Origin of the sequence: Haloimpatiens myeolchijeotgali (assembly GCF_042688525.2) — a bacterium.
Taxonomy (GTDB): domain Bacteria; phylum Bacillota; class Clostridia; order Clostridiales; family Clostridiaceae; genus Haloimpatiens.
In genome coordinates this window covers 3871712-3889725 of sequence record NZ_JBHWAB010000001.1, presented here as the reverse complement: position 1 = coordinate 3889725, position 18014 = coordinate 3871712, and the positions used below count along the sequence as shown (strand labels likewise).

The window sequence follows — 18014 nt, the reverse complement described above, 5'->3', positions numbered from 1 at the left end:
GTTTTAAGGGGTTGTTAAATAAGGCAATAAGGGGTGATATACCATAATGGATAATAGGAAAATACATGTATATTCGGAAATAGGAAAATTAAAAACTGTTGTTTTACACAGACCAGGTGAAGAAATAGAAAATTTAACACCTGATTATTTAGAAAGATTGTTATTTGATGATATTCCTTTTCTAAAGATAGCAAGAGAAGAACATGATAATTTTGCAAAGCTTCTTGAAAATAATGGAGTTGAAGTATTATATCTTGAAAAATTAGCTGCTGAGGCTATTCAAAATAGTACAGTCAAGAATCTTTTTTTGGATGAAGTTATCAATGAGTGTGGGATAAAAGATAAACAAATAGTTGAAAATTTAAAAAGTTATTTGGTAAGTTTACCTGAAAAAGCTATGATAGATAAAATAATGAGTGGTGTTAGGAAAAAGGAAATAGGATTTAAAGAAGGATTTGATGAATATCCTTTTATAATGGATCCTATGCCTAATTTATATTTTACACGTGATCCTTTTGCTTCAATAGGAAGTGGAATTACACTTAATTCTATGAGAACAAAAACAAGAAAGAGAGAAACTATTTTTGGTAAATATATATTTAAATATCATTCAGAATTCAAGAATAGCAATATACCACTTTGGTATAACAGAAACGAATTAGATAACATAGAAGGCGGAGATGAACTTGTTTTATCAAAAGAACTTCTTGCAATAGGACATAGTCAGAGGACAGATAAAGAGGCTATTATAAAAACTGCTAAGAATATATTTGAAGCTAATGAAACTTTTAAAACAGTATTGATATTTGATATACCAAAAACAAGAGCTTTTATGCATCTTGATACTGTATTTACTATGATAGATTATGATAAGTTTACAGTTCATCCAGCTATTGAAGGTACACTTAAAGTTACAGCTGTAACCTATGATTACAAAAATAAAAGACTTATCATGAAAGAAGAAGAAGGAAGTCTTGAAAAAATATTATCAACGTATTTAAAAAAGGATATAACATTAATTCGCTGTGGAGGCGGTGACAAAATAATAGCAGGCAGAGAACAATGGAACGATGGATCAAATACTCTAGCCATTGCACCTGGAAAAGTTGTAACATATGAGAGAAATTATATAACTAATGAAATTTTAGATAAATACAATATAACTGTTCTTTCTATAGCATCTTCTGAATTATCAAGAGGAAGAGGTGGTCCAAGATGTATGTCTATGCCACTAAATAGAGGAGAGTTAGAATACTGATATTTTTATATAAATATATATTTAATTATAAATAAAAATATACAATTTATAAAATCATTATACGAATTAATGTGGGGAGGAATATATTATGGCTATAAACTTAAAGGGAAGAAATTTTCTAACATTAAAAGATTTTACACCACAAGAAATTAGATATTTATTAGATCTTTCTCATGATTTAAAATCTAAAAAAAGATTAGGAATAAAAGGAAAATCATTAGAAGGGAAAAATATAGTTCTTTTATTTGAGAAAAGTTCTACTAGAACAAGATGTGCTTTTGAAGTAGCAGCACTTGATGAAGGTGCACATGTTACGTATCTTACAAATTCACAAATGGGTAAAAAGGAATCTATAGAGGATACTGCTAAAGTTCTTGGAAGATTTTACGATGGTATAGAATTTAGAGGATTTAAACAAGAAACTGTTGATTCATTAGCTAAGCATTCTGGAGTACCTGTATGGAATGGTCTTACTGATATAGATCATCCAACTCAAGTACTTGCTGATCTTATGACAATAGAAGAACATATAGATAAACCACTTAACAAAGTTAAGTTTGTATTTGTTGGAGACATAAGAAATAATATGAGTTATGCTTTGATGTATGGAGCAGCAAAAATGGGAATGCATTTTGTAGCACTTGGACCAACAGAATTAAATCCAGATGAAAAAATAGTAAATGAAGTTAGAGAATATGGAAAACAAACAGGAGCAATAATAGAAGTTACAGATAATATTGATGAAGCAGTTAAAGATGCTGATGTAATATATACTGATATATGGGCTTCAATGGGAGAAGAGGATAAATTAGCTGAAAGGGTTAAGTTATTAACTCCTTATAGAATTAATGTAGAAATGTTTAAAAAGACTGGAAATCCAGAAGCTATATTTATGCATTGTCTACCATCATATCATGATTTTGAAACTAACAATGCTAGAGAATCTAAAGAAAAAAAGGAACTTGATATAAGAGAAGTAACAGATGAAGTATTTAGAGGTAAACAATCAGTAGTATTTGATGAAGCTGAAAATAGAATGCATACTATAAAATCTGTTATGGTATCAACTTTAGGAAAATAAAATTTTTAATATAAAAAAACTCTGACTTAAGTAAGTTAGAGTTTTTTTATTATATTTATAAGTTTGGATTTTTAAATTTATTAATGATTAATTTTTATACTCCTAGTTTATGGAGGTCTTTAATGCTTTTATGATCTGGTATATGGGCTTCACCAGCTTTAAATATAGCAATTTTTGTCATGAGTGGTCCAATAAGTTCATAAATTACTGTAGCCGATAAAATAATAGTTCTTATTGCAGAGCCATATTTAGGAATAAATGATTCTGCAACCATAGCTAGACCTATTGCAACACCTGCTTGAGGAATTAAAGTAAATCCTAGATATTTTTGAACTGTGCTAGAACAATGAGCAAGTCTAGAACCTATAGATGCACCAAGTGTTTTACCCAGAACTCTAGCTAGTATATAAGTTACTCCTATTAGTCCTACATCTTTAAGTATACCTAAATTAAGCTCAATACCTGCAATAGTAAAGAATGCTAAAAAAACAGGTGGTGTAAATCTATCTATAATTGATAAAACTCTTTGATGATTTGGAGCTATATTGCTTACTGTTCCACCAATAGCCATACAAGTTAAAAGAGGAGAAATATTAAGTTTTGTAGATATACCTACAGATACAAATATTGTTGCAATAGTCATTGAAAGAAGTTGATCTTGACCTTCAGCATATTTTGAGATTATAGAAAGAAGTATTCCAACTCCAATTCCTATTAAAAATGCTAAAATAATTTCTTTAAAAGGAATTAAAATTGTGGCTATAGTTAGTTTGGATGAGGAATCAATTAATGATTTTGCGATAGTCATACATATACCAAAAACTATGATTCCTACAGCATCATCCATAGCAACTACAGGAAGAAGAGTGTCAACTAAAGGACCTTTAGCATTATATTGTTTTAGTACCATTATAGTAGCAGCAGGTGCAGTAGCAGCTGATATAGCACCCAACATTATGCTGAATTCTATAGGTTGTCTAAGAATAACAATCATAAAAAAATCAACAACCATAACAGCTCCAAGAGATTCAAATATAGTAACGATTATAACACCTTTTCCAACTTGTTTTAGATGATTGTAATTAAAAGAACTTCCTATACCATAAGCTATAAAACCTAAAGCAGCTTCAGATATTATAGATAATTTGGATGCTGCATTACTAGGAACTAAGTTTAAAATGGAAGGTCCTATTAAAACACCAGCTAAGAGATATCCAGTAACTTTAGGAAGTTTAAAAATAGAAACAAATTTACCCATAATTATCCCAGCAAATAGAATTATTCCTATATAATATAAAGAGTGCATTAAAATCATCCTTTCAAACACATTTTCAAGTAATAATTCCTTCTACATAATTCACAGGTAGAGTAAATAATATACCTACATCTGGTTTTGAAAGATCTCCCACTACATGCCGTACAGCTTCAATAGCTGTATTAACTTGAGTATCTTTGAGAACAGTAAATATAGTTTTATTAAAAGGACGTTTCTCATTTAAGATCATTTTCAAAGAACCAAACATAGGTGGATCCTCATCGTGATGAGAATGTAGAACTTTAGCCATACCAGTACTATCAATTACAGTAGCACCTTTTATACCACAGTTATTAAATTCTTTCAAAATGTCCTCTAAATAATTTATCTTATTTAAAACTACAATAAGTAATTGCATATAATCACCTCTATATATATATATTCAATTATGAGATAAAAAATTAGAAGAATTTTCCTTACAAAAGTATTATAACATAGTTTTCTGAAAATTTGAATTATTATGACATAAAATATAGATTTAATTGAAAATAAAAGAATCCAATTATCAATATATTATAGATAATTGGATTCTTTATAACATAATTATTATTCAAAAAGGTTTATAGTATCGTTGAATAAATTCTTATTTATATGAATTTTATCCTCATTTCCAAGAGCACATATATAATTTTCTTTAAAACAATCATTAAGTAAATTTTTAAATTGTCTTATTTCATCTATAGTTGTATTTAGAATTTCATTTCTTTCTTTTTGAATATCTTTTTGTGTAATTCTTCTTATATAATTAATATCTGAAGTTTCGCCTGTCATAGAAGGTGTTAATGGAGAATCTACTTCACTCATAGTTCCAATTATATATTTTGTCATTTCACGTTCATCTGCATCAAAATTTTCAATATAGGTAGATATATTATCATATGCATCTAATGTTTCTTTTAAGTTAGGATCTCTATAAGATGCAAAGAATATGTTACCATTTCTTTCAAAGTGAGAGAAACTACCGTAAGCTCCTCCTTGAACACGTATTTTATTCCATAAATAATCAAAGCTTGATATGGTTTTTAACACTTTAAGACTTCCAGTATAGTTATAGCCTAATCTTCTAAAATTATATCCTTTTGATACATATTGCACTTTTGCAGAAGTCATTATACCTTCATTAAATGGTTTTAATTCAAAGTTAGGGTTACAACATTGATAAGTTGTATTTTTTAAGCTACTCTCAATAGTTGCTAATGAATTTTTAAATTTATCATAGTCTTTTTCTTCACTTGTAAAACTTATTAGAAGATTTTTTTTATTAAATATTATATCTGAAGTTTTTTGTAAATTTTCACAAATAACATTAAACTTAGATTCAAAATTTAATTCAAGATCACAAATGAATTTATAATAATCTATTCCATTTAACATTTCATTATATTTTGTTGTAGGAGAAAAATATGAGCATAGACGTTTAGCAGAAACCATATGACCTCTATCAAACATAATCATTTCCAAACGTGATTTAATTTTTTGTATTAATTCCTTGATTTTCCTTTTTTCTTCGAATTTAGTAGCTGAAAGAATCTCACTAATTAATTCTGTAAGTTTTGGAACTTTATCAATTAAAACTTTAGTTTTTACGTTGAATTTTGGGTAAAAAGTCTTATCATCATTAAATTTACTATAGGAAGCAGCACTAAAATTTATTCCACCAGTATTAATATCTATTTCATTTGATAAATCTTCATAATTATAATTTTTTGTGCTTATATTGCCAAGTAATGCAGCTAAAAGTGAACTATAAGAAATTAAATCTTTAGGTAAAGCACTCATATCAAAGTAGAGATTTAAGTAACCTATACCACTTGTAAAAATAGGATGATGAAGGACTTTAATATTCATTTCGCTTTTTTCAATTAAAGGAAGTTTATCAGCTTCTTTGTTTATGTCATTAAGAGAAAGAAGAGGTATAACTTTTAAATCTTCTTTAGAATCAGGAGTTATTTGTCTTTGTTTTAACTTTTTAGTATTATTTATAATTTCATTAAGTTGTTTTTCAGATAAACTTTCTTTGAATTTTTTCAAATTGTCTCTAACTTCTTTTTCTTTTTGTTCGGTTAATCCTTTAGAAGGTTTTACAATAAGTAATGAACTGTGAGAGTTATTTAAGAGATATTTTTCTATTAAGTTTTCAAAATAATTAGTTGTAAGAGCAGTTTTAATTTTCTCAAGTGTATTGCTAAAATTTAAATGAGTACATGGATTTTGGTCATATAACCAACTATCCATACATTGAATTCCATAAACTAATCCTTTAGGAAAACTTTGATAGTTAGCTTCTCTAAGATCAAATTCTTTTCTATTTATACATGCTTCAATTAGTTTCTTACTAATACCTTCTTTAACTAATTTTTGCAAAGTAGTATAAACAATTTCTTTAAACTTTTCTTTTTTATCTTCATTTGAATTTTTAACTACAATGCTGAAAATAGGCTGGAGAATGCTTCTATCGTAGAAACCATATACGTCTTTTCCTAAGTTAGCATCAATAAGTTCCTTTTTTAATGGAGAAGATTGAGTTTCAAGAAGTATATTTTCAAGAATATCTAAAGCTAAATATTCTTCTGGATTAGTAGAACGACCTACTGCAAAATTTAAGCTTAAGAAAGTTTTGTCATTGTCATTTTCATTAGGAGATATTAGATATTCTACAGTTTTTTCTAAAGTTTTATCAAATGGAGTTTCAATTTGAATTTGGGAGTTTATATTTAATTTATCAAAATTATTTAAATAATTTTCACTTATAAATTTAAGCTTTTCTTCTATATCCATTTTTCCATATAAGAATATGTAACTATTAGATGGATGATAGTATTTTTTATGAAAATCTATAAATTCTTTATAAGTAAGAGTTGGTATAACATCAGGATCTCCACCAGATTCTACGCCGTATATGGTATGTGGAAATAATGATTCTTGAATTTTGCGCATAAGCACAGAATCAGGAGAAGAAAAAGCACCTTGCATTTCATTATAAACAACGCCTTTATAAGTTAACTCATCCTCTTTATTTTTAAGTTCATAATGCCATCCTTCTTGCATAAAAATTTCTTCATGTTCATAAATGTTAGGATATAATACAGCATCAAGATAAACATCCATAAGATTAATGAAATCTTTATCATTTTTACTTGCTACAGGATACATAGTTTTATCAGGAAAAGTCATAGCATTTAAAAACGTATTAAGAGAACCTTTAATAAGTTCAACAAAAGGTTCTTTTACTGGGAATTTTCTAGAACCACAAAGTACAGAATGTTCGATTATGTGAGGTACACCAGTGCTATTTTCAGGTGGTGTTCTAAAAGAAACAGAAAAAACCTTATTGTCATCATCGTTTTGTAGATATAAAAGTTTTGCACCTGTTTTTTCATGTTCAAAAATCATTCCAGTTGAATTTATATCTGTAAGTTCATTTGTTTCTAATAATTTAAAGCCACTATATGTTTTATTTAAATCCATTTTATTAACTCCTTTCTAAATTAATTTATGTTTAAATTAAAACTGTAATATTTATAGTATTCCCTTAAATAAAAAGATAATAATATTATATAAAGATAGATATAAATATTATAACCTAAATAAAACAATATTTGTTCTTGCATACACGTTTTTCTATAACATATAAATAAAACATTAATTAGAATTATATATTATTTGATAAGACTGTATATTTAATATGTAAAGATTTGTGTTATATAAAAATGGAAAAAATTATAAAAAAATTAATTTCCAAGAAGGAAAAAAGATATTTAATGTAGAATGTCATACAAAAGGATATATTTTTTTAAACTACATAAATATAGGTATACAGCATAATAGTTAGTTTAAGACAAATTTCAAATTGAATAACTTGTATAAGGCATTGAAAACGATGCCGTATTAAAAAAGGGGGTATTTTTATGATAGCTTTAGCAATTCAAACAGCTCTAAAGGCACATGAAAATAAGAAGAGAAAAGGTACTGATATACCATATGCAGTACATCCTGTAGAAGTAGGAATTATACTTGCAAAAAATAAATTAGATGATGAGACTATCGTAGCTGGTATAATTCACGATGCTGTTGAACAAGAATATTTATCCTTAGATGAAGTAGAAGAATTATTTGGAAGTAAAGTAAAAAGAATAGTAGAGAAGGTATATATAGCAGATAAATATTTAGAGGGTGAAGATTATGTTGCAAGAAAAAAACGTACTCTTAAATATTTGAGAACACAAGCCTCACCAGAATTTAAATTTGTCACTTGTGCAGATAGATTAAGTAATATAAAGATGATGGAAGAAGAAAAGAAGATAGTTGGGGATAGACTTTGGAAGAGATATGAAGAAGGATATGAAAAAAGAAAATGGTATTATCAAAGTTTAGTAGTAAGTTTAGCTCAAATATCTACATATCCCATGTATAATGAGCTTGTAGAAAGAGTACAAAATGTATTTGGAGAAATACCAGCATCAATATTTATAAACCATGATCTTCAATCAATAGAAGAAAAATTTGATATAGATGTAGCAGAGCATTCTGTTTGGTTAACAGAACATATGATATCTTTTCTTGGTAAAATAATAGAACATTTTAAAATTAATGAAGATGAAAATATAAAACAAAATATTAAGGAAGTAATGAATAAAATAATTGAAATGTACCAAAAACAAAGTAATAAAGAGGAATTTGAAATATCAGATAAAGAGTGGTTAGATTGTGTTAAGATTTTTTATATATTAAGACAGTTCTTTAGATTTAACAATAATTGGATAAAAGAAAATGTAGGAGTAAATTATTTAAGTTGGTTTAAGTTGTATGATCTTGAATTTAGATTTAGAATAAAATAAAAACAGAGTAGTTGTTTTACAACTACTCTGTTTTTATTTTATGGTATAAATATATTTACAAAGAATTAGTAGTGATGTATAATAAATAAAGAAAAGAAAATGAAAATCATTTTCAATAAGCAAACGCAATTTTTTTTGTGAATGCTATGATAATGACTATTAATATCAGGAGGCGGTCGTATGAAGAATATATTTTTAGATGAACTTCCATTAAATATAAAAGCCAAAGTAGTAAGAGTTGTTCCTAAGAGTAAAATTAGAAAGAGACTTATGGATATGGGAATGGTTCCGGGAACACAAATAATTATAGAAGGCAAAGCACCTTTGGGTGATCCAATCAAAGTGAGAGTAAGAGGGTATAAATTGACATTAAGAAAGAAAGAGGCACAAGATATTTTGGTAGAAAAAGTTTGCTAATATGTATTCATAATAATTAAGGGGTTGATGTATAAGATGGAGGGAATACCTTTGATATTTGCAAAAACAGGAAATGAAGTTAAAATTAATGATATTTTAGGTGGAGACATGATATGTAAGAAATTAAGAGAAATGGGATTTACAAATGGAAATAAAATGAGAATAGTAAAAAATGATGTTGGACCAATTATTATAAAGATTGGTGAAAGTAGAATTATTTTAGGAAGAGGAATGGCAACAAAAATAATGGTTCAGGTTGCTTAACTATATATTGCGTATATAATAAAAATAATAAGATAAGTGAAACTATAAACAAATGATGATAATGATTATCAATATCCATAATTCTAATTTTATAGATTGCTAATGTTGAATTAAATATTATGGTTACAAATTAACTAATGTTTTATGCATGGTTTTAGTTTGATTAATGAAATTTGTATATTATGTGATAATTAAAAGATAAAAGGAGTGTATGGAATGAGCAAGGAAATAGTAGTTGCTTTAGCGGGTAATCCAAACTGTGGTAAAACCAGTTTATTTAATGCTTTAACTGGTGCTAGACAGCACGTTGGTAACTGGCCAGGAGTTACAGTAGAAAAAAAAGAAGGTAAAATGACTTTTGAAGGTAGAAAAATAAAAATAGTAGATTTACCAGGTACGTATAGTTTAGGAGCATATTCTGAGGATGAAATTGTTGCACGTGATTTTATATTAAATGATAAACCAGATGTAATAATTAATGTAGTAGATGCTACAAACTTAGAAAGGAATTTATATTTAACAACTCAAATATTAGAGATGAATTCAAATGTTGTAGTAGCACTTAATATGATGGATGAAGCTGAAAATAAGAGTATAAAAATTGATATGAATAAACTACAATCTCAACTTGAAATACCTGTAATTGCTACAATAGCAACAAAGAAAGCAGGTATAGATGAATTGTTGAAATCAGCTTTAAATGTGGCTGATAGTAATAAAGAAAAGCCATTTATTATAGACTATGGAAAAGAATTAAAACCAGAAATTTCAGCTATTCAAAATACTGTAGCAGCATGTGCAGCAGATCTTCCATATCCAACATACTGGACGGCAATTAAATTATTTGAAAATGATCAACATATTTTAGATTTTATAAAAGAAAAAACTTACTCAAATCAAATTATTGAAAAATTACAACAAGCGGTAGATAGAGTTAACAATAAAATTGGATATGAACCAGAAGCGTTAATTGTAGATAAAAAATATGATTTTATTGGAACAGTAACTCAAAAGGCTGTGAAAAGAAAAATAGTAGAAACAGAAACATATTCAGATAAGATAGACAAAGTAGTTACTAATAGATTTTTAGGTATACCATTATTTGCAATAATAATGTTTTTGGTATATCAAATAACAATGAAATTTGGTAATGATTATCTTGGTGATTTAGTTGGAAATGCATTTGGTGCTTTGAGTGAATGGTCAGCATCAGTAGTACCAGATAATTTATTTGGAAGATTTATTACTGAAGGAATTATTGATGGTTTAGGATCTATATTTCCCTTTGTACCATTAATATTAGTTATGTATTTTTTAATATCTTTACTAGAAGATAGTGGATATATGGCAAGAGCTGCTTATGTTATGGATAGATTTATGACAGCAATAGGATTACATGGAAAAACAGCAATATCAATGATAATAGGTACTGGTTGTAATGTTGCAGGTATAATGGCAACAAGAAGTCTTGAAAGTAAGAAAGATAGAATGATAGCAATACTTATCAATCCATTTATGTCATGTGGTGCTAGATTACCAGTTTACGCGCTATTTGCAGGAGCTTTTTTTGGAAATAAAAATATAGGACCTTTTTCAGGTGCTGGAATTGTAGTATTTTCATTATATTTAATAGGAATCATAGTAGCTATTATATCAGGAAAATTATTTAGTAGTACAATTTTAAAAGGAGAAAGTTCATATTTTGTAATGGAACTTCCACCATATCGTATACCAACAGCTAAAAGTGTATTAACTCATATGTGGGAAAAAGCAAGTGCGTTTGTTAAAAAAGCAGGAACTGTCATATTGGCTGCTGTAATACTTATATTCATATTATCAAATTTACCTTTTGGAGTAGAAGCTGGAAGTGAACAAAGTCTTCTTGGACAAATAGGAAGTGTTATAGCTCCAATATTTAAACCAGCAGGATTTGGAACTTGGCAGGCAGGAGTATCATTAATCACAGGAATACTTGCTAAAGAAGCAGTTGTAACAACAATGGGAGTTATTTATGCAGGTGGTGCAGAAGGAGCTCAGTTAACAACAGCAATACAACAAGTATTTACACCTCTTTCAGCATATGCATTTATGATTATGACATTATTATATACTCCTTGTTGCGCAGCACTTGGAACAATAAAGAGAGAAACAAATTCAAGAAAAATGATGTGGTTCTGTGCTATATATACTTTTGCAGTAGGATGGATTGGAGCAGTGCTAGTATATCAAATAGGAACACTTTTAGGATTTAATTAATTGATTAGATAAGTTTAAAATGGGGTGAGGAGAATATTATGAGTGTATTGGTCATAGGTGGAGATAAGCTTGGCACTATACCTAACAATTTAAAAAAGAAAGGTTTTGACACGATAAAGCATATTAGCGGACGGAGAAAAAAGCATAGAACATTTGAATTACCTATGAATACTGATGTTGTTTTAGTTTTAACGGATTATGTAGGACATCAAATAACAAAAGTTATTAAGAGACAATGCAAGAAATGTAGTGCTAAAATAGTTTTTTCTAAACGTTGTTGGACGTGTATAGAAAAAGATGTTGAAGAAATTTTAGAGCATAAATGATGAAAAGGATGATGAAAATAGAGGTGTAGATATGTTGATGAGACTACTAAAAATAATATCAAAAAAGGGATTATATTCTCGTAGTAAGATAGCTGATGAATTAAGGATAAGTATAAGTATGTTAAATGGACTTTTAGATCAGTTAATTAGAATGAAGTATATAGTTAAAGTAAATATGGCAGACAAATGTAGTGGAAACTGTAAATCATGTTCTAGTTGTTCATGCTGTAGTAGTAATTCTGGAATTGAATTTTGGAAGATAACTGATAAAGGTAAAAACACATTAGAGGAAAATAGGAATTTATCAATTTAAAATTAGATGTCGGATAAAGAAATACTAAAGAGTTAGTATTGGACTATATAATTATAACATTTGGAGTTAATATGAACTAAATGGACTTCTAAGGAGCACTTACTATTATTGGTGAGATTATGTAGTAATATTCAAAGAAAATGGTAAAATTTAAAAAAAGAATAGATTTGATTTTTAATATATATTGAAATACAATAATAATGAAATATATAATAATGTATATTTTGAATTTAATAATAAAGTTTTAGGTTTTTCTATTTAGAAAATTAAAAGGGAATGCAGTTAAAAGCTGCAGCAGCCCCCGCTACTGTAATAGTGGACGATTCTTAACAAAGCCACTGGCGTAAAGCTGGGAAGGTAAGAGGAGAATGAAACTAAAGCCAGGAGACCTGCCTATTATAACTTTTATGCAATAATCTTTCGGAGGGGAGGAGTATGCGTGGATAAGATGTATTGTATTTCAATTAAGAATATAATAGACTTTTTTACGCCTATTGGGATTTCCCAGTAGGCGTTTTTTATTTGTGTTTCATAAGTTTTAACAATTTTAAAGAAGGTTTTTAGTAATATATTTATGTTTTTATAAAAGAAAATTTGTTCCATGCTTAAATGAAAACGTTTAATGGATGGGTCGATAATGATATTGGACTCATAATGAACTAAATGGACTTTAAAACAAGGAAAAATTATTATATTAACTATCATTTGAATATAGTCTTATAAATAAATGAATTTAAACAAATAACAGGTTTGCTTTTTACTATGTCTTAAAATAAAATGACAAAGAAGAAGTTGTTTAATGGGGTATTAAAAAATATGAAAGAGGGATTATTAATATGGATAAAAAGAATATTACACAAAGAATATTTTGGATAATATTAGGTAGTATAATATATGCCATTGGAATTAATGTATTTATTGCACCACATAAATTATTAAGTGGGGGTATTGCGGGAATATCATTACTATGTCAATATATGACCAATGTACCATCAGGTTATTGGGTGTTTGGTCTTAATATTCCGATATTCATAATAGGGTATAAAAAGATTGATGGGGATTTTATAATTTTTAGCTTATTAGCAATGGTTTCTATGTCAGTGTTTTTAATTTTAACTAAAGATTTAAGTCAATATATTGTAATAAATGATATAGTTATTTCAACAGTTTTTGGGGCTATTATAAATGGTCTAGGTATGGGATTAATATTTAAAAATAGAGCATCATTAGGTGGTACTGATATTGTAGCTGTAATAATTAGAAATATTAATGGAGCTGAAATGTCCAAATTATATTTTGCTATAAATGGAATCGTTGTATTCCTTGGAGTATTTGTAACTAGTCTTCAAAAAACATTATATACAGTAGCACTTATGTATATAATATCTATTGTAATTGGTAAAGTAATAAAAGGTTTTGACCAAAATGAAATTGTTATGATAGTAACAGAAAAAGAAAAAGAAGTATCAAAAGCTATAATGGACCAAACAGGAAGAGCGACAACTTATTTGTATGCAGAAGGTGGATATTCAGGAGATAAGAGAAAAGTTATATATTGTCTTCTTACTATGAAAGAAGTGAATTCTGCAAAAAAAATAATAGAAGAGATAGATTCTCAAGCGTTAATTTCTGTTTCACAAGCACAAGAAGTTCAAGGAAAAGGTTTTTTAAAGCCAGCACTATAATATAAAAGTAAATCCTGTATTTCGTAATGTACGAAATACAGGATTTATTAATTTAAACTGTAAAATGATTTATTTGTTCTGACATTTCTTTTGTCATATCACTTAGAGTTTGAGTAGAATTAGAAACTTCATTTATTGCTGCACTAGATTGTTGTGAAGATGCAGAAATTTCTTCTGAAGAAGCAGAAACTTCTTCAGAAATAGAAGAAACAGTTTCAATTTTTTCAACTATAGTATTTTTACTTTTATTTATGCCGTTTATTGAGTAATGAACAGCTTGAATTTTTGGTATTATTGAAGTTACTTCTTCATTTATAGTTTTAAATGAATTTACAGAAGTATCAATTATTGAAGTTTGGGTAGTTAATTCATTATTTATAATATCTGTGCTTTCTACTATAGTATTAGTGTCATTGTATATATTATTTATAAGAGAAGCTATATTTTCAGAAGAATTTTTACTTTGTTCTGCAAGCTTTCTTATTTCATCAGCGACAACAGCAAATCCTTTTCCAGCTTCACCAGCTCGAGCTGCTTCTATAGCAGCATTTAATGCTAATAAATTTGTTTGATCAGCTATGCCATTTATAATATTTGTAATTTCATTTACTTGTTTTATATTGTTACTAAATCCATTTATTTTTGTCTTAAAGTGTTCAAATAGGTCATTGATTTTTTTTACAGAATTAATAAGAGGTTTCATATCTTCATTATTTTTTTCAGCAAGTTTATTTATACCTTCTGAATTTCCTTGAATGTCTTTTATGTCGTTCACTATTGAATTTAAATTGTTACTGAATTCATTTAGAATATTTGATATATTTACTAGGTTCTCAGTTTGGGAGGTTGAGCCTTTTGCAACTTCTTGTATAGCTTCAGTGACATTCTCAGAAGAAGATGCTATTTCTTGAGAGATAGAAGCTAAGTTTTTACAATGATCATCAATATTTGAAGAATTATTTTTAAATGTTTTTATCATACTTGAAAAACTTCCTATCATTGTTCTAAGAGAAACTAAAAGTTGGCCTACTTCTCCATTTTTATCATATTTAGTACTAATTTCTAAATTTAAATTCCCACTTGATGCTTCTTGTAATATTTTAGAACTATAAAGTATTGGTTTACTTATAGAATTACTTGTAAATATACTTATTAGAATTGCAGCTAAAAATGAAATAATTAAGCATATAAGTGCAATTACTGAGCAGGTAATTACTGCTTTATTCATAGAGGAAGATGCAACATTCATTTTTTGTACTTGGATTTTTTGAAATTCATCTATTGTATTTTCATATTTACTAAATAAAGATGAATACTTACCTCTGTACAATTCAATTGCTTTTTGTGTATTTAGTTCTGAAAGATTAAAAAGTTTATTTTCAATAGAAGATATTTCATCACTATAAGATTTAAGTTCTGATATTATATTTTTTTCTTCTTCAGAGGGACATAATACACTTAATTGTTTATAATCATTATTTAACTTTTCATGAAATTCTTCATGAGACTCTTTTGCTTGTGAGTCTGTGGGATTAAGAATAAAATGTTTTGTATAAGAGTTTAGCTTTAATTGATAATAACGCATTTCTTCAGCTACATGAGCACTTCCTAGTCCAGACTTTTGAAATTCCCCAAAAGTATTCTTAAAATGTACAAATCCACCTGCAATAAAGAGCAGACTTATTAGAGTTATTAGAACGATAGATCCAAAACCCAAAAAAAGCTTTTTCTTAATTTTCATGACATACACCTCTTTTATAAAATTTATTTTTATTACAAATTATTACAAATTAAAATATTTATTTACAAATATACTACAATAATTTATCGTATTTTCTCTAATATAACTTTATAGTATTATTTTAGAAAAGAATTTTTGTTAAAAATTAAATACTCTTAAATAAAATGAATTTAGTACTTTACAACTTTAGCATAATAAAGTATAATCGTAAACATGAAAGTAATATAGTGAAGAAAGGGGTAGAAGAATGAAAAAGATAATTCCGGCAATCATAATAATATTTATATTGGGTTTAACATTAGTAGGATGTGGATCAAAACAAAAAAAGAGGATAATTCATTGAATGAAATAAAGAATAAAGGAAAGTTTGTAGTAGGGTTGGATGATAGTTTCCCTCCAATGGGATTTAGAGATAAAAATGGTGAGATAGTAGGTTTTGATATTGATATGGCTAAAGAGGCAGCTAAAAGAATGGGAGTAAAGGTTGAATTTAAAGCTGTAGATTGGGATGGAGTTATACTAAGTCTTAAAAATAAGGATATAGATGTTATATGGAATGGACTTACAATAACTGATGATAGAAAAGAAAAAATAGGTTTTTCAAAGTCTTATTTAAAAAATAGACAAGTTATAGTTGTGAAAAAAGATTCTAATATTAAGAGTAAGTCTGATTTAAAAGGAAAAATAGTAGGAGTTCAAATGGGAAGTAGTAGTGATGAAGCACTAAATTCTGAAAAACAAACAGTAGATAGTTTAAAAAATGTAAAAAAATATTCTAATAATACTGAAGCATTAATGGATTTAAAGGGTGGTCGTATTGATGCTGTAGTAATTGATGAAATAGTAGGAAGATACTATTGTAATAAAAAAGCTGATATATATGAAATTTTACAAGATAATTTTGGAGAAGAAGCTTATGGAGTAGGATATAGAAAAGAGGATAAAGCTTTTGGTAAGGAATTGGACAAGGCTTTACAAGATATGAAAAAAGATGGAGCTGCAGATAAAATATCAGAAAAATGGTTTGGTAAAGCAATAGTCGATAAATAGGAGCTGATGAAATGTCTGAAATTTTGAATATGACAGAGTATATACTAAAAGGAAGTATAGTAACATTAAAATTATATATAGTAACAATTATTTTTTCTGTACCACTAGCTATACTTTTAGCTTGGGGTAGAAGTTCAAAATTTAAAATTTTAAGAAATACTATTGGGATATACACTTGGATTTTTAGGGGAACTCCACTACTATTGCAAATATTCTTTATGTATTATGGACTTCCTGTAATAGGTATAAAGTTTACTGAGTTTACAGCAGCAACATTGACATTTGTTTTAAATTATACTGCATATTTGACAGAGATATTTAGAGGAGGAATTGAATCAATAGATATAGGACAATTTGAGGCAGCTAAAGTTTTAGGAATGAATTATAAACAGACAATGTTTAGAATAATACTTCCTCAAGCTTTTAGAAGAGTTATACCACCTATTTGTAATGAAGCTATAACTTTAGTTAAAGATACGGCACTTGTAACAGTAATAGGTATGCCAGAAATACTTAGAAATGCAAAAGAGATAGTTACAAGAGAATTTACAAATACTCCTTTTATAATAGCAGGAATAATTTATTTATTGATTACATCTATTATAGTGATAATTTTTAGAAAGTTAGAAAAAAAGCTAGCATATTAACAAGATAGGCTAGCTTGTTATTTATGTTAAACAGGTGGTGAGTATATTGAATATAATAAGTATAAAAAATTTAAATAAGAAATATGGAACTTTTGAAGCACTAAAAAATATAGAATTAGATATAGAAAAGGGTAAGATTATATCAATAATAGGACCGTCAGGTTCTGGGAAAAGTACTCTTTTAAGAAGTATAATAAAACTTGAGAAAATTGACAATGGAAGTATTAAGATTGAAGATGAGTTTATAGTTAAGCATGATGATAAAGATAAAAATATGAATATACCAAAAAAACGTATAGCAAATAAGCTGAAAAAAATGGGGATGGTATTTCAAAATTTCAATCTTTTCCCTAATAAGACTGTTCTTCAAAATATAATAGAAGCTCCTATAATCGTAAATAAAATTGAAAAGCAAGAAGCTATAAATATAGCAAATGATCTTCTTTTAAAGGTTGGACTTTCAGATAAAAAGGATAGTTATCCAAGTCAAATATCAGGAGGACAAAAACAGAGAGTAGCAATTGCTAGAGCACTTGCTATGAAGCCTGAAATTTTACTCTTTGATGAACCTACTTCAGCATTAGATCCTGAACTAGTAGGAGAAGTTTTAGAAGTAATAAAAAAACTTGCAAAAGAAACAAATATGACTATGTTAATAGTAACACATGAAATTGCATTTGCTAGAGAGGTAAGTGATAAAATAATTTTCATGGATAAAGGTGAAGTATTAGAGTACACTGATCCTGAAAATATATTTACAAATCCATCCCATCCAAGAGTAAAAGAGTTTTTAGCAAAGATGTTGTAAAATTTAATGTATAAG

Annotated in this window: 15 protein-coding genes, 1 pseudogene and 1 riboswitch; of the genes and pseudogenes, 12 read left to right on the top strand and 4 right to left on the bottom strand. The window is 27.5% G+C overall.

Going from position 1 to position 18014, the window contains the following annotated elements; genetic code table 11:
• Positions 1 to 43: 43 nt before the first annotated feature.
• Both arcA and argF read left to right on the top strand, forming a co-directional pair.
• On the top strand, positions 44 to 1258 hold the full coding sequence (gene arcA, locus ACFIJ5_RS17445; protein WP_379809640.1) for an arginine deiminase: 1215 nt from the start codon (positions 44 to 46) through the stop codon (positions 1256 to 1258).
• Between the two features lie 88 nt (positions 1259 to 1346).
• The gene (gene argF / locus ACFIJ5_RS17440; protein WP_379809337.1) at positions 1347 to 2339 is read left to right on the top strand and encodes an ornithine carbamoyltransferase; all 993 of its coding nucleotides are present in this window, start codon (positions 1347 to 1349) and stop codon (positions 2337 to 2339) included.
• 94 nt (positions 2340 to 2433) lie between these two features.
• Here the strand turns inward: argF and ACFIJ5_RS17435 are convergent, their stop codons facing one another.
• From ACFIJ5_RS17435 to ACFIJ5_RS17425, 3 genes are all read right to left on the bottom strand, one after another.
• Positions 2434 to 3645 carry a cation:proton antiporter gene (locus tag ACFIJ5_RS17435; protein WP_379809639.1) on the bottom strand — a complete coding sequence of 404 codons (1212 nt, stop codon included), beginning with the start codon at positions 3643 to 3645 and terminating at the stop codon, positions 2434 to 2436.
• A 25-nt stretch (positions 3646 to 3670) separates the two neighbouring features.
• Entirely contained in the window at positions 3671 to 4012 is a 342-nt protein-coding gene (locus tag ACFIJ5_RS17430) for a hypothetical protein (protein ID WP_379809335.1), read from the bottom strand.
• A 188-nt stretch (positions 4013 to 4200) separates the two neighbouring features.
• A complete protein-coding gene (locus ACFIJ5_RS17425; protein ID WP_379809334.1) occupies positions 4201 to 7122 on the bottom strand; it encodes an insulinase family protein in 2922 nt (973 codons plus the stop codon).
• A 440-nt stretch (positions 7123 to 7562) separates the two neighbouring features.
• Between ACFIJ5_RS17425 and ACFIJ5_RS17420 the strand changes: the two genes are divergently transcribed.
• From ACFIJ5_RS17420 to ACFIJ5_RS17390, 7 genes are all read left to right on the top strand, one after another.
• Positions 7563 to 8492 (top strand): HD domain-containing protein, encoded by a 930-nt coding sequence (locus tag ACFIJ5_RS17420; protein WP_379809333.1) that lies wholly within the window; start codon positions 7563 to 7565, stop codon positions 8490 to 8492.
• A 180-nt stretch (positions 8493 to 8672) separates the two neighbouring features.
• Positions 8673 to 8909, top strand: coding sequence for a FeoA family protein (locus tag ACFIJ5_RS17415; RefSeq protein WP_379809331.1), 237 nt, complete (start codon positions 8673 to 8675; stop codon positions 8907 to 8909).
• Positions 8910 to 8960: 51 nt separating this feature from the next.
• Positions 8961 to 9173 (top strand): FeoA family protein, encoded by a 213-nt coding sequence (locus tag ACFIJ5_RS17410; RefSeq protein WP_379809329.1) that lies wholly within the window; start codon positions 8961 to 8963, stop codon positions 9171 to 9173.
• Positions 9174 to 9389: 216 nt separating this feature from the next.
• Complete coding sequence (gene feoB / locus ACFIJ5_RS17405; RefSeq protein WP_379809327.1) at positions 9390 to 11429, top strand: ferrous iron transport protein B; 2040 nt, start codon at positions 9390 to 9392, stop codon at positions 11427 to 11429.
• Positions 11430 to 11467: 38 nt separating this feature from the next.
• Complete coding sequence (locus ACFIJ5_RS17400) at positions 11468 to 11755, top strand: DUF2325 domain-containing protein (RefSeq protein ID WP_379809325.1); 288 nt, start codon at positions 11468 to 11470, stop codon at positions 11753 to 11755.
• A gap of 37 nt (positions 11756 to 11792) precedes the next feature.
• Positions 11793 to 12068, top strand: coding sequence for a FeoC-like transcriptional regulator (locus ACFIJ5_RS17395; protein WP_379809323.1), 276 nt, complete (start codon positions 11793 to 11795; stop codon positions 12066 to 12068).
• A gap of 232 nt (positions 12069 to 12300) precedes the next feature.
• A riboswitch (cobalamin riboswitch) is annotated at positions 12301 to 12479 on the top strand.
• A 425-nt stretch (positions 12480 to 12904) separates the two neighbouring features.
• A complete protein-coding gene (locus ACFIJ5_RS17390) occupies positions 12905 to 13753 on the top strand; it encodes a YitT family protein (protein WP_379809321.1) in 849 nt (282 codons plus the stop codon).
• A gap of 52 nt (positions 13754 to 13805) precedes the next feature.
• Here ACFIJ5_RS17390 and ACFIJ5_RS17385 read toward each other — a convergent pair whose 3' ends face one another.
• Entirely contained in the window at positions 13806 to 15494 is a 1689-nt protein-coding gene (locus tag ACFIJ5_RS17385; protein WP_379809319.1) for a HAMP domain-containing methyl-accepting chemotaxis protein, read from the bottom strand.
• A 247-nt stretch (positions 15495 to 15741) separates the two neighbouring features.
• On the opposite strand from ACFIJ5_RS17385, the pseudogene ACFIJ5_RS17380 reads away from it, so the two are divergent.
• The 3 genes and pseudogenes from ACFIJ5_RS17380 to ACFIJ5_RS17370 all read left to right on the top strand — a co-directional run bounded on the left by ACFIJ5_RS17380 (position 15742) and on the right by ACFIJ5_RS17370 (position 17999).
• Positions 15742 to 16544: pseudogene (locus tag ACFIJ5_RS17380) on the top strand (amino acid ABC transporter substrate-binding protein).
• Positions 16545 to 16555: 11 nt separating this feature from the next.
• Positions 16556 to 17191 carry an amino acid ABC transporter permease gene (locus ACFIJ5_RS17375; RefSeq protein ID WP_379809317.1) on the top strand — a complete coding sequence of 212 codons (636 nt, stop codon included), beginning with the start codon at positions 16556 to 16558 and terminating at the stop codon, positions 17189 to 17191.
• A gap of 46 nt (positions 17192 to 17237) precedes the next feature.
• The gene (locus ACFIJ5_RS17370) at positions 17238 to 17999 is read left to right on the top strand and encodes an amino acid ABC transporter ATP-binding protein (RefSeq protein WP_379809315.1); all 762 of its coding nucleotides are present in this window, start codon (positions 17238 to 17240) and stop codon (positions 17997 to 17999) included.
• Positions 18000 to 18014 lie beyond the last annotated feature (15 nt).

What these genes read in the sequence shown, in the direction of transcription:
- argF (WP_379809337.1), top strand. Translation starts at nt 1,347, where the DNA reads ATGGCTATAAACTTAAAGGGAAGAAATTTTCTAACATTAAAAGATTTT.
- ACFIJ5_RS17400 (WP_379809325.1), top strand. Translation starts at nt 11,468, where the DNA reads ATGAGTGTATTGGTCATAGGTGGAGATAAGCTTGGCACTATACCTAAC.
- ACFIJ5_RS17390 (WP_379809321.1), top strand. Translation starts at nt 12,905, where the DNA reads ATGGATAAAAAGAATATTACACAAAGAATATTTTGGATAATATTAGGT.
- ACFIJ5_RS17385 (WP_379809319.1), bottom strand. Translation starts at nt 15,494, where the DNA reads ATGAAAATTAAGAAAAAGCTTTTTTTGGGTTTTGGATCTATCGTTCTA.
- ACFIJ5_RS17395 (WP_379809323.1), top strand. Translation starts at nt 11,793, where the DNA reads ATGAGACTACTAAAAATAATATCAAAAAAGGGATTATATTCTCGTAGT.
- ACFIJ5_RS17375 (WP_379809317.1), top strand. Translation starts at nt 16,556, where the DNA reads ATGTCTGAAATTTTGAATATGACAGAGTATATACTAAAAGGAAGTATA.
- feoB (WP_379809327.1), top strand. Translation starts at nt 9,390, where the DNA reads ATGAGCAAGGAAATAGTAGTTGCTTTAGCGGGTAATCCAAACTGTGGT.
- ACFIJ5_RS17430 (WP_379809335.1), bottom strand. Translation starts at nt 4,012, where the DNA reads ATGCAATTACTTATTGTAGTTTTAAATAAGATAAATTATTTAGAGGAC.
- ACFIJ5_RS17425 (WP_379809334.1), bottom strand. Translation starts at nt 7,122, where the DNA reads ATGGATTTAAATAAAACATATAGTGGCTTTAAATTATTAGAAACAAAT.
- ACFIJ5_RS17420 (WP_379809333.1), top strand. Translation starts at nt 7,563, where the DNA reads ATGATAGCTTTAGCAATTCAAACAGCTCTAAAGGCACATGAAAATAAG.
- ACFIJ5_RS17435 (WP_379809639.1), bottom strand. Translation starts at nt 3,645, where the DNA reads ATGCACTCTTTATATTATATAGGAATAATTCTATTTGCTGGGATAATT.
- ACFIJ5_RS17415 (WP_379809331.1), top strand. Translation starts at nt 8,673, where the DNA reads ATGAAGAATATATTTTTAGATGAACTTCCATTAAATATAAAAGCCAAA.